This window comes from Leptotrichia hongkongensis, from assembly GCF_041538065.1.
Taxonomy (GTDB): domain Bacteria; phylum Fusobacteriota; class Fusobacteriia; order Fusobacteriales; family Leptotrichiaceae; genus Leptotrichia; species Leptotrichia hongkongensis.
The window spans coordinates 94,330-106,058 of sequence record NZ_JBGORW010000009.1 but is presented as its reverse complement, the minus strand read 5'-3'; the positions used below and the strand labels follow the sequence as shown (position 1 = coordinate 106,058).

General features: G+C 29.6%; 11 protein-coding genes. 9 read left to right on the top strand and 2 right to left on the bottom strand.

What is annotated here, in order from left to right:
• Window positions 1–12: 12 nt before the first annotated feature.
• The 6 genes from ACEG17_RS08050 (at window position 13) to ACEG17_RS08025 (ending at window position 5,224) form a co-directional block, all read left to right on the top strand.
• Window positions 13–891: a hypothetical protein gene (locus ACEG17_RS08050; RefSeq protein WP_372583297.1), complete on the top strand. Its 879-nt coding sequence runs from the start codon at window positions 13–15 to the stop codon at window positions 889–891.
• A 15-nt stretch (window positions 892–906) separates the two neighbouring features.
• Entirely contained in the window at window positions 907–1,389 is a 483-nt protein-coding gene (locus ACEG17_RS08045; protein ID WP_372583296.1) for a hypothetical protein, read from the top strand.
• 262 nt (window positions 1,390–1,651) lie between these two features.
• Entirely contained in the window at window positions 1,652–2,962 is a 1,311-nt protein-coding gene (eno, locus tag ACEG17_RS08040) for a phosphopyruvate hydratase (protein ID WP_021745279.1), read from the top strand.
• A gap of 164 nt (window positions 2,963–3,126) precedes the next feature.
• A complete protein-coding gene (locus tag ACEG17_RS08035) occupies window positions 3,127–3,552 on the top strand; it encodes an adhesion protein FadA (protein ID WP_372583295.1) in 426 nt (141 codons plus the stop codon).
• Between the two features lie 84 nt (window positions 3,553–3,636).
• Window positions 3,637–4,032 (top strand): adhesion protein FadA, encoded by a 396-nt coding sequence (locus ACEG17_RS08030; protein WP_372583294.1) that lies wholly within the window; start codon window positions 3,637–3,639, stop codon window positions 4,030–4,032.
• A gap of 301 nt (window positions 4,033–4,333) precedes the next feature.
• Window positions 4,334–5,224, top strand: a complete 891-nt coding sequence (locus ACEG17_RS08025; protein WP_372583293.1) for a DMT family transporter — start codon at window positions 4,334–4,336, stop codon at window positions 5,222–5,224.
• Window positions 5,225–5,379: 155 nt separating this feature from the next.
• On the opposite strand, the gene ACEG17_RS08020 is transcribed toward ACEG17_RS08025, so the two are convergent.
• A complete protein-coding gene (locus tag ACEG17_RS08020) occupies window positions 5,380–6,204 on the bottom strand; it encodes a PhzF family phenazine biosynthesis protein (protein WP_372583292.1) in 825 nt (274 codons plus the stop codon).
• Between the two features lie 141 nt (window positions 6,205–6,345).
• Between ACEG17_RS08020 and ACEG17_RS08015 the strand changes: the two genes are divergently transcribed.
• The 3 genes from ACEG17_RS08015 (at window position 6,346) to ACEG17_RS08005 (ending at window position 8,388) form a co-directional block, all read left to right on the top strand.
• Window positions 6,346–7,119, top strand: coding sequence for an META domain-containing protein (locus tag ACEG17_RS08015; RefSeq protein ID WP_372583291.1), 774 nt, complete (start codon window positions 6,346–6,348; stop codon window positions 7,117–7,119).
• A gap of 237 nt (window positions 7,120–7,356) precedes the next feature.
• Window positions 7,357–8,004 carry a C40 family peptidase gene (locus ACEG17_RS08010; protein ID WP_147006191.1) on the top strand — a complete coding sequence of 216 codons (648 nt, stop codon included), beginning with the start codon at window positions 7,357–7,359 and terminating at the stop codon, window positions 8,002–8,004.
• An 18-nt stretch (window positions 8,005–8,022) separates the two neighbouring features.
• Window positions 8,023–8,388 carry an MliC family protein gene (locus ACEG17_RS08005; protein WP_299575863.1) on the top strand — a complete coding sequence of 122 codons (366 nt, stop codon included), beginning with the start codon at window positions 8,023–8,025 and terminating at the stop codon, window positions 8,386–8,388.
• Between the two features lie 57 nt (window positions 8,389–8,445).
• Here ACEG17_RS08005 and ACEG17_RS08000 read toward each other — a convergent pair whose 3' ends face one another.
• Entirely contained in the window at window positions 8,446–11,457 is a 3,012-nt protein-coding gene (locus tag ACEG17_RS08000) for a S8 family serine peptidase (RefSeq protein WP_372583290.1), read from the bottom strand.
• Window positions 11,458–11,729 lie beyond the last annotated feature (272 nt).

Here is an 11,729-nt window from a genome sequence, read left to right as displayed (position 1 = left end):
GGAGAACAATTTATGAAAAAATTAACAATAGTATTTTTACTGTTAAGCAGTCTGAGCTTTGCTTACACAAGAAAGGAGCAGATTCAGGAAAATCTTTCAAAAATAGGAATAAAGCAGGCAATAATTGATGAAACAAAAAAAATTGATTATGAAATAAGAGATATTGTGGCTTTTGAAAATGATGAAACTGTAATTGGGGAAAAATTGAATAAGCTACTTGCCATCTTGAAAAAAGATGAGCGAAATTACATTGTATCAGAAGATATTATCACAATTTATGAGTCTAAAATCGGAAAAGGTTATGAAAAATATTTAGATTTATTCACAAAATACACTCCTTATGAGTATGAAAAATTATTCGCAAAAATGGTGTATTATCGTGGAATTGGAAAAAAAGATAAAAGTGATAGCTATTATAAAGAACTAGAAAAAAAGTATAACAATACTCCTATTATGGAAATTGTAAAAATATTTAACATTGCAGATGAAAATAGTAGACAGATTCAAATAAAGAAAGTTTTAAATTTATTAAAAAGTGAAGATGTAAAAAGACAGCTTGGAATGACAGATGAAGAAGTTCATTCAATGAACTTGACTTACACATTAACAGAAGTGAGAAAATACTATAATGACGGCAAAATTGAAAAAGCGGTTTCAGAATACATAAACAACATCGTAAATGCCAATGTATCAAATGAAGTTCACGAATATAACCGACGAAAAGAAACATTGCTATTATTAAATGTTTTGATGATAAATGAAGAAATTGCAAATAAAAAGTTGCGTGAACAAAATAAACAGAAACTGGAAAGCACCTATATTTCTAAGGAAATAAAGAAAGCAACTGCAAAAGATGTAGATTATCTGGATAAATATTTGAATGAGATGTAGTGGAGAAAATTGAATATGAAAAAAATATTTTTATTTATATGTTTAATCTTGATATTTATTTCTTGTGGAAAATTTGATAGAAAGAAATACAGCAATAAAGATTTAAAAAATTTGGATTTTAGTAAAAACTATGATTTCAAGCATAAGGAATCTTTTATGGGAGAAGCAAGTTCAGTATATTATGAATGGAATCTTGAGTGTATAAAATTAAATTGCAGTATTTCCTATTTAAATGAAGAAAAAAACTATTCAAAAAAAATTGCCTTAGTTTTAAAATACTATAAACAAAAAAATAAAATAATGAAACAGATAGTAAATGGAATTAAAAAACCAGATAAAAATGTGATTGTTAGGGATTATTACCCTGAGAGTAGGATTGCGATTTACGATAAAAATGAACATTATTCTTTTGAAACTTCTGTAAGAAATGAAGAATTTTATAGAGTATTGGATAATTTACTTGGGAAAAGTCACAAAAAATTATTGGAAAAATTATAAATAAATTTTGTTAGCAATAATGTTGATGTTTTCAACGTTTATATTTGGAAATCCAGAATTTGAAAGAAGTTATGGAGAAAGTATTACAAGCACTTTAAAATTTGGAATGATAAAACAGAAACATTTTCATTTATTGAAATTTAACAAATTTTATTAAATTTTTTGGAAAAAATTGAAATTTTGTTTTGAAAATCGGCACACATTGTGATATAATTATAGTTGAGAAATATTATAATAAATAAATTTACGGAGGTAATTAGAAATGACTAGAATTGAAGATATCTATGCAAGAGAGATACTTGATTCAAGAGGAAATCCAACTGTGGAAGTTGAAGTTTACTTAGAAGGTGGAGCAATGGGAAGAGCTTCTGTACCATCTGGAGCATCAACTGGAGAACATGAAGCAGTTGAATTAAGAGATGGTGACAAATCTAGATATTTAGGACAAGGTGTATTACAAGCAGTAGAAAATGTAAATAAAGTTATTGCTGAGCACTTAATCGGATTTGACGCTTTAGACCAAGTAGCTATTGATAAAGCTATGATTGAGCTAGACGGAACACCTAACAAAGGTAAATTAGGAGCTAATGCAATCTTAGGTGTATCATTGGCAGTGGCAAAAGCAGCAGCTAATCAATTAGGTATACCTTTATATAGATATTTAGGTGGAGTAAACGCTAAAGAATTACCAGTACCAATGATGAATATCTTAAATGGTGGATCACATGCTGATTCAGCAGTAGACGTTCAAGAATTCATGGTACAACCTGTAGGAGCTAAAACATACAAAGAAGCATTAAGAATGGGTTCTGAAATTTTCCACCACTTAGGAAAAATCTTAAAAGCAAACGGAGATTCTACTAACGTAGGAAATGAAGGTGGATACGCACCATCTAATATTAATGGAACTGAAGGGGCTTTAGATGTAATTTCTCAAGCAGTAGAAGCTGCTGGATACAAATTAGGAGAAGATATTACATTTGCAATGGATGCTGCTTCATCAGAATTTGCAACTAAAAATGCAGACGGATCTTATACTTATACATTCAAAAGAGAAGGTGGAGTTGTAAGAAACTCAGATGAAATGGTTGAATGGTACAAACATTTAACTTCTAAATACCCAATCGTATCTATTGAAGATGGACTTGCTGAAGATGACTGGGATGGATTCAAAAAATTAACTGATGCAATTGGAAAAGATGTTCAATTAGTAGGGGATGACTTGTTCGTTACTAACACAGTAAGATTGGCTGAAGGAATTAAAAAAGGAATTGCTAATTCAATCCTAATTAAAGTAAACCAAATTGGTACTTTAACAGAAACATTGGATGCAATTGAAATGGCTAAAAAAGCTGGATATACTGCAGTAGTATCTCATAGATCAGGAGAAACTGAAGATGATACAATCGCTGATATCGCAGTTGCTACAAACGCAGGACAAATTAAAACAGGATCTGCATCAAGAACAGACAGAATGGCTAAATATAACCAATTATTAAGAATCGAAGATGACTTGGCAGAAGAAGCTGTTTACGAAGGTAAAAAAGCATTCTACAACATCAATATTAAATAATAATATAAAATTTTAATAAAAGTCAAAAGATTAAGAATATCTCTTTTGAAAGTAATTAGAACACATTTGAAAGAGATATTTTTAAATAAAAATTGACAATTATTGTTAAATGATATATAATATAAAAGATAATTAAAACTAATAACTAATTTAGGAGGCAAAAAATGAAAAAAGTTGGAATTTTATTTGTACTTTTAAGTGCTTTATCATTTTCAGCTGCTTCTACAAAATCTACAAAACCTTCAAGACCTTCAAAAACAGTAACAACTCAATCAGTAAGTGGTAGATTTAATCAACTTGAAGCAGAATATGAAAGATTAGTAAATATGGAAAATCAAGAGTACAACAAGTTAAAAGCAAATGCTGAAGTAGCAGCTAATAAATTAGCTGAAAAAGAAGCTCAAAAAGCTCAAATCGAAGAAAGAATTGCTAAAATTGAAGCAGCAGCAGATTCAAAAGCGTTTAAAGCTCAATATTCTGAGTTAGTAAAACAATACAAAGCTGTAGTTAAAGCATTAGATTCAGAAATCAAAACTTTAAGCACTAGAGTTGAAAATTTCGCAGCAATTGAAGCGTTAAAAGGAAATTAATCAAAATTAAAACAGTGAAAGGAGATGCGAGAAAGAAAATATAATATATACAGTATATTTATATTGAGTTCTCGTGGATGAAAGATGAAAAAGAAATTAGCAGTATTATTAGGAGTTTTAGTATTAAGTAGTGTTTCATTTGCAGCACCTGCAAAAGCAGCAGGTGGATCAATTGAAAGCAGCTTAAGTAACTTAGAAAACCAATTAGAAAAATTACAACAAATGGAAGATGCAAAATTTAGACAACAAGAAGCTCAAGCAAATGAAGCAGCTCAAAGATTAAACAATTACACTGCAATGCAAGCTAAAATTGATGAAAGACTTGCAGAAATTGAAGCAAATGTTGATACAAGTATCTTCGGAAAAGAATTTAAAGCAAAAATTTCTGAATACAAAAACTTAAGAAATCAATTAGACAAAGAAATCGCTAAAGAGCAACAAATTATCGATAACTTTGAATTAATTAAATCTTTAAGATAGTAATAAAATAAGTTAATATTAAAAAGATGCTTTGACAAGTTATTTGGAAAGGCATTTTTTTTATATTTATTTTTTTATTTTATAGTCAATAGATAGTAAAGCGCTTTAAAACTAAACTCAAAAGGCTATGACTATTTTACTCAAGCCCTAAATCAATATAATTTTTAGTAGTTTAATTTTAAATAGGTTTGAGTATATTTAAAATTTGAAGTAAAAATCAATAAATTAATGATAGAAATAGTTTTATACTATAATATAATTTATAAAGAGAATCGTTATGTATTTGAAAGGAAAGATGAGTATGGAAACTAAAATAAAGTTACGTGGAATGACATTGGCTAGTCTAGCTTCAAGTTTATGGGCTGTTTCAGGAATTTCTGGAGAAATTCTTTTTAAAAAATTTAATTTTTCTTCAGACTGGTTAGTTTCGACTAGAACATTAATTTCTGGAATTTTACTATTTTTAATTGTTATCTTCATTGAAAAAAAATCTGTTTTAAAACTATTAAAAAATAAAAGAGATTGTGTTGGAATAATTTTATTTGGGACAGCAGGAATGTATTTAGTTCAGTATACATATTTTAAGACAATCGAATTAAGTAATGTTTCATTTGCTACAATTTTGCAATTTACTGCACCATTTTTTATATTTATTTATGAATCTATAAAAAATAAAAAAGTTCCAGCTGTTTCAACTGTGATTTTGTTGCTTATGACAATTTTAGGAGTTATATTTATTGCAACTAAGGGAAATTTTTCAAATTTATCGGTTTCGCTAGAAGCATTATTATTAGGAATAATTTCAGCAATTATGATAGCTTTTTATTCAACATATCCAAAAAAACTTTTAAAAAAATACGGAAGCATTACAGTAGTTGGATGGGGAATGATAATAGGGAGCATAATTTCAAATGTTATTCATCCAATTTGGAAAATTGAAGGAGATGTAAATATACAATCAATCATTCAAGTAATGATTGTTGTAATTTTAGGAACTTCTATAGCTTATTTAATTTATATTGCAAGCCTAAACTATATTTCTTCTTCCCTTGCGGGAATTTTAACAGCTTTTGAGCCTGTACTTGCAGCAATATTATCTGTTGCTATTTTTGGCTTAAAATTTTCTTTTATTGAGTTAATTGGTTTTTTGCTAGTTTTTGTTTCTATATTTATTTTGGAAAAGAGATTGTAGAAATTATTGAAATTTAATAAAAAATTGTTTTAAGGGGAGAATTTCCCCTTTTTTATTTATAATTAAAATCCAATCTAAAAAGGTAGAAAAAAATTGCAAAATTTAAAGTTTGGTAATCTATCGTAATTTGTGGATACAGGTTTAAAAACATTTTGCTATATAAAAATTTCTGAAATTGCAAATAAAGTTACTTTTCCACTCATTTTCATTCTTCCATTATCTGCAAGAGTGCAGTAAAGTGTTCCACTTCGTTCTGAAGCCTGATAAGCGATTAAATTTTCCTTTTGCAGTTTTTTCATCCAGTAGGGAGCAATGTGGCAATGTCCAGAGCCACAGACAGGATCTTCATAAACATTTAATTTTGGAGCAAAGGAACGGGAAATACAGTCTATTTTGTCTGTTGTATTTTTTATTTTAGAATTTAAGAAATAATCACTATGTTGAGCAGTAATATGCAACAATAGTCCATCAAGTTTTTTAATTTTTTCTGAATCTAAATCTGCACTTAAAATAAACTCTTCATCGTCAAAGATGCAAATCAAATCCCGTCCTAAATATGCTTCAGACGGTTTTTTCCCAATTAATTGAATCATTTCATTGGTTATTTCAACTTTTTTCAAATCATAAGTGGGAAAATCAAGCTCATATAAATCTCCATTTTTTCTATTTACAGTCAATTTTCCGCTCAATGTATCAAAAATTACAGTTTTTAAATTTTTTTCATAATAATTCATAATTACAAAAGCGCAGGCAAGTGTAGCGTGTCCACATAAGTCAATTTCTCCACCTGGTGTAAACCAACGGAGCTTGTATACATTTTTATTTTTTTGTTTTACTAAAAAAGCTGTTTCAGATAAATTATTTTCTTTTGCAATTAACAGCATAGTTTCATCAGAAAGCCATTCTTCTAAAATACATATTGCGGCTGGATTGCCTGAAAAAATTTTATTTGTAAAAGCGTCAACTATATATTGCTTCATAATATTGGTTTCCTTTCAAGTTTTTATAAATTAATTTTATCAAAATTTTTTAAAATTTTCTATAATTTTTTAAATTTCTCATTTTTCTTTAATAAAAATGTGATATTATTCAATTAAGAAAGATGAAAAGAGGTATTTAAAATGAAAAGAGCATTTATTTTAATCGGGATTGTTTCGATGTTTATTGTTAATTGTTTTGTCTTAGGTGCAGTTAAAACTATTGATTTGAATGGAACATCATGGGAATTGGTACAGATTCAGAAAAAAGGGAAAAATGCTGTTATTCCGAAGGAGACGAATATTACAATTAATTTTACCAAAAATGAAATTGGTGGTTTTTCAGGAGTGAATAATTATAACGGTCAATATAAAATTAAAAATAATTCTATTTTATCAGCTAGTGTAGCTACTACTTTGATGGCAGGTCCTGAAGAAAAAATGGATATTGAGCAAAGTTTCTTTGATATTCTCCAATCTTTTCCAAAAATAAATTATAATAGAACATCTTTAATATTGAGAAATAATAAAGGAGAAGTTTGGACTTTTAAAGTTATGGATTTAAGTAAAAAAATACAGAATACAAAATGGAAACTTGTAAATATGGCAGGAAAAGATATAAGTTCTTCTTTTTTACAATATGAAGATGGTATTACTCTTATCTTTAACGAAAATGGGATAAATGGTAATGCAGGAATAAATAATTATTTTGGAAATTACAAGATAACAGGTAATATTATTGAAATTGCTGGAATTGGTGCTACAAAAATGGCAGGTTCTCAAAATTTAATGAAAATAGAAACAGAGTATCTAAGTCTTTTGGAAAAAGTAAAAAAAATGAAAATGACTGATGAGAGAAGTTTAGTTTTGACTACAGAAAATGGGAAAACTTTAACTTTTGAAAAAATTTATGATTAGACTTTTTCTAAAAACAAAAATTTTTAAATGGAATAAGGTTTTTTGTTTTAAATAAAAAAGACTAGGTTGTTAGATACATTTAATAAAGTTTGCTATTTCTTTTCATTTTTAATTGAAAAATAAGTTATAATAAAAAAAAATATAAGAAAGTTAATTTACTTTTTCCAAAATAAATGATACAATTGTTAAGGTGAAATATTATAATATAAAATTAAATTTGAAAGGAATAAAAAATATATGAGAAAAAATAAGTTTTTAACAGCAGTATGTATGTTATCTGCTTTTGTAGGATCAAATTTACACGCAAAAACTTCAAAAACTAAAAAAATTGACAAAGCGAAAACTTCTCACAAACCTGTAAATAACAGAAAAAGTCATAGTGCAGGAAATACAGGAATTTATGGAATTCCTTCAAATAATAAAAGTGCTCTTATTGAGACAAAAATGACAGAATTAAGACAAAGACATGCTAAAGTAATGTCTTCAGGATCTGCTCATGAAAGAAAAAAAGTAGCTGTTGAAAGAAAACTTTTGACATCTTACAAAAAATGGAGAGGGACAAAATATGCATGGGGTGGAGATTCTAAAAATGGAATTGACTGTTCGGCCTTAACACGTAGAGTTTACCGTGAAGCCTTTAATAAAGAACTTCCTAGAGTTTCACAGCAACAAATAAAAAAAGGGACAAGAGTTTCAGCGAAGAATTTGAAATCAGGAGATATTGTTTATTTTAGACCAGATAATAGAGTAAGCCATACAGCAGTTTATGTTGGAAATTCATTGTTTATAAATGCATCGTCTTCAAAAGGAGTAGTAATGTCTTCATTAAAGAGCCCTTATTGGAGAAAATATTTTAAATATGGTGTGAGAGTTCACAATGCATAAAAAGAAAGTAGGAATTTTATGAAATTAATTGGAAAAGCAGTGACAATAATAGCAGGAATTTTATTATTAGGAAGTTCATTAAATGTAGTCGCAGCAAGCCGACATAGAAGAATAAAGAGAAAACATCCAGTAATAAATGACAGACGTAAAGCTATTGTTTCACAAAAATTTAGTTGTAATGGAAAGCAATATGTTGTAAATTATATTACAAATAATAGTATTCAACTAGTAGATGCTGCATCAAATGCTAAATTTCAACTGGATCAGGTTGTATCGGGAAGCGGTTCACGATATAGCAATGGAAAAATTGAAATTCACATAAAAGGTGATGAGGCAGTATTCAATCAAGACGGTAAAGATATTTCATGTAATCTTACAAAATAACAATAAAAATAAGGACTGTACCTAAATTTTAAGTCAGTCCTTTTTTATTTAAAGTAATTAGAAGTTAAATCTAAGTCCAGTAGTAAAGACATTGTTATTACCTTTACCTTTTCCACTGTCAATAGAACCGTCATAGTTCACATACCATCCAAATCCAGAATTTACTTCCGTCAATGCTCCAATTCCAGCCCAAGTCTTGTTCTTAGAAAGCCCAATACCTTTTACCTTGAAAGTTGCTCCAGGCAGTCCAGTGTATCTTGCGTCAAAGCTCAAGTCCTGCTCATTGAATGCTCTCTGATGTGTTACGTAACCTTGGAATGTAGTCTTGCTTCCATTGTTCCAGTTTACAGATTTTCCAACTCTAAGTCCAAGTAATGCTGCTGTCTGGTTGTAGTTCTTCTTGTCAGCAGTCAGTCCGAACTGGCTCTTCTCTTCAGAGAATGAACCTCTTACAACTGTATCATGAGTTAATCCTACAAATGGTGTTACAACGAAATCTCCACTACTATTTTTAATATCATATCCTGTTTCTAAATATCCAGAATAAACTTTGTCATTATGATTAATTTTTGCTCTTGTAAAATCATTATTGCTTAAAATAATGTCTCTTTCAACATCACTGTCAACAAATCCGATACCAAGACGGCCTTGAAGGTAGAATGGAACATCTTTGTTTCCTAATCTTCCATATAACGAAACTCCGAAGTTGTTCGCATCAGATTTTCCACCATATCTGTCAAATTTAACATCAGCTTTTGAATAGGACAGTGCAGTACCTAAGATAAGGTTTTCACCAAACTGCTTGTCTACTCCGACTTGTCCACCAGCAACTTTAGTATCTCCTTTACCATATCCATCCTGTTTTAACGTACCATTGGCATCAAAACCAGAAATCCATAGTCCAAATTTATCTCCAACGTTGTCAAGTGTTCCAAGCATAACTAATCTGTTTGACAAGTCCTTGCTTACAGTTTGTGAATGCTGAAATGTAAGTGCTTGTGCAGAAGCGTAAATTTGTCCAGACAGACTGTCTAGGACTGCAGCCCTGTTAGAAGAAGTAAGAGCTTGTAGAGTGGCAGCTTTTCTTTCAAATTGAGCTACATTTCCAGCAGTTCCGTTTTCAATGCTTTGATCTAGGTTTTGGAAAGCAGTTTCCAAGTTTTGAGCAGTATTTTTCTGCATCTCGTCAGATTCTGATATTTTTTCTATATAGTCTAATACATTTTTTCTGCTTAATTTTACATTTATCTTATTATCAACAGTTTCTACAGTTCCATTTATCAATTCAGGAGTTTCTACTTTATCAAAATTTCCATTAATTCCCTTCTCAGCTTCGATTACTGTTGAAGATAGAGGTTTTGCAGTAATATATCTTCCATTGCTTAATGTTTGTAAAGTTGTATTTCCTCCGTTTAAGTTTACTGTTCCTCTTACTGTGAGTTTTGTTCCTATTTGAGCTTTTGTTACAGAACCTGCGGTTGCTTCATAGTTTCCAGTTATAACTGCTCCAGAGCCTCTATTTTCTAGAGTTCCACCTTCATTTTTAACATTTACTGGCGATAGGTTTCCGCTGTAATTTTTCAATCCAATAACAGTTGTAGGAGTAGTTACTAAAGTTCCGCCTGATTTTATAGTTATTGGTGATCCATTTTCTTTCTGTATTTCTAAAGTTCCGCCTTCTATAGTAGTAGCTCCTTGATAGTCGTTATTTCCAGATAATATTAATGTACCATTACCAGATTTTTTTAAACCACCTAAACCTGTAATGTCATTTTCAAATTTTGAAGTTATATTATCTCCAATATTTGCATTAAATTGACCTTTTGCTCCTGCATTAGAAGCATGTTCCCCAACAAGTAGTTCATTACTGAATTGAGAAGGACCTTTTAATGCTTTTTCTTCATTTAAAAATCCCCATCCAAAAGTACTGTCTACGCCTGGATCTCCTAAATCTGTGGCAGTTGTAAGTATCGTTTGCTGTATTTCGTGTCCAGTCATCCATGGAAATTTTTCTTTTAATTTAGCAGCAAGGGCAGATACTTTTGGTGTTGCAAAGGATGAACCGTATTCTGAGCATCCTGGAAGTCCGCATTCACCATTTGCAGCTACAGTCCACCATTTAGCTCTTCCTGCTCTTGCTAGATGAGGATTATATTCGCTTCCATCTGAATGTACTCCTGTTACAGCAATCCATCCTTTATAAAGTCCAGATACATAATAAGGCAATCCTGCTTGAATACTTACTTCATCCATAGTCGTTTCATCAGCGCGTCTGTTACCTGCAGCCCAAACAAATAATGAACCTTGATTTACCGCATTTTTGTAAAAATTTATTAAATTGTTAACTCTGTTATCATTTTCTGGCAGAGTAATTGTTTCACCAAGTTTTCTTAAATATATTCTAAATGGCTCTCTAAAATTAGTAGAATTAAATTCTCCTAATGTTTGTTGTGTACCAAAAGAGTGGCTATATATTCTAATTCCTCTATTTTGAAGTTCTTGATATTTGTTTATATCTAAATAAAATCCGCTTCCTTGACTAATGCTTACACCGTGAATTTTTGCACCAGTCGCACCAGTACCACTATTTCCACCTAAAATAGAAGCTACAAGTATCCCGTGATCATTTTTGCTTAAATAAGCTGTATTAGCCATTGGCTCTTTAATAAACCTGTCTTTAAACTCTTTGTCTATTATTTCATTAATATAACTTTGCTTATTGTACAATTGATTAGTATGAACATCAGATGATAAAAAATTACTATCTAATACAGCAACATCAACTCCTCTTCCTGTAAAAGTTTTATTTTCTGGAACTTGATTTGGAGAAGAATTATTGTTGTTAGTTCCTGATTGATTATTTAATCCCGATTGGGATGGATTATTTTGTGTTTGACTGTTATTTGGGAGATTTGGATTTTGTGTCTGGTTATTATTATTGCTCGGCTGGTTTGGAGTTGGAACCGGAGTGGCTGAACCTGTTTGTGATGAAGAACTTCCACCGCCTCCACCACCGCCACAACTTGATAGCACGGTAATAAGGCTAATTAATAATAAAATCTTTTTCATATTAAAACTCCTTTGTATATTATTTGTTTATAATTAATTTTTCATTCGTTATAATTATACCATATAAAACGACAAAAAAGTTTTAAATATAAGTCTTTTTTATATCAATTTTTTCATATTTATAATTAATTTTCTTAGAAATTAGAGCAAAATTAAAAAAACACAGATATTATTTAATAATAAATCATTTTTAAAAATAGTAACAAGTTTTTATAATAAGATTATTTGATAATTAACTTATAATCATTCAACTTATTTATACTAGACTATAT

What these genes read in the sequence shown, in the direction of transcription:
- ACEG17_RS08050 (WP_372583297.1), top strand. Translation starts at nt 13, where the DNA reads ATGAAAAAATTAACAATAGTATTTTTACTGTTAAGCAGTCTGAGCTTT.
- ACEG17_RS08045 (WP_372583296.1), top strand. Translation starts at nt 907, where the DNA reads ATGAAAAAAATATTTTTATTTATATGTTTAATCTTGATATTTATTTCT.
- eno (WP_021745279.1), top strand. Translation starts at nt 1,652, where the DNA reads ATGACTAGAATTGAAGATATCTATGCAAGAGAGATACTTGATTCAAGA.
- ACEG17_RS08035 (WP_372583295.1), top strand. Translation starts at nt 3,127, where the DNA reads ATGAAAAAAGTTGGAATTTTATTTGTACTTTTAAGTGCTTTATCATTT.
- ACEG17_RS08030 (WP_372583294.1), top strand. Translation starts at nt 3,637, where the DNA reads ATGAAAAAGAAATTAGCAGTATTATTAGGAGTTTTAGTATTAAGTAGT.
- ACEG17_RS08025 (WP_372583293.1), top strand. Translation starts at nt 4,334, where the DNA reads ATGGAAACTAAAATAAAGTTACGTGGAATGACATTGGCTAGTCTAGCT.
- ACEG17_RS08020 (WP_372583292.1), bottom strand. Translation starts at nt 6,204, where the DNA reads ATGAAGCAATATATAGTTGACGCTTTTACAAATAAAATTTTTTCAGGC.
- ACEG17_RS08015 (WP_372583291.1), top strand. Translation starts at nt 6,346, where the DNA reads ATGAAAAGAGCATTTATTTTAATCGGGATTGTTTCGATGTTTATTGTT.
- ACEG17_RS08010 (WP_147006191.1), top strand. Translation starts at nt 7,357, where the DNA reads ATGAGAAAAAATAAGTTTTTAACAGCAGTATGTATGTTATCTGCTTTT.
- ACEG17_RS08005 (WP_299575863.1), top strand. Translation starts at nt 8,023, where the DNA reads ATGAAATTAATTGGAAAAGCAGTGACAATAATAGCAGGAATTTTATTA.
- ACEG17_RS08000 (WP_372583290.1), bottom strand. Translation starts at nt 11,457, where the DNA reads ATGAAAAAGATTTTATTATTAATTAGCCTTATTACCGTGCTATCAAGT.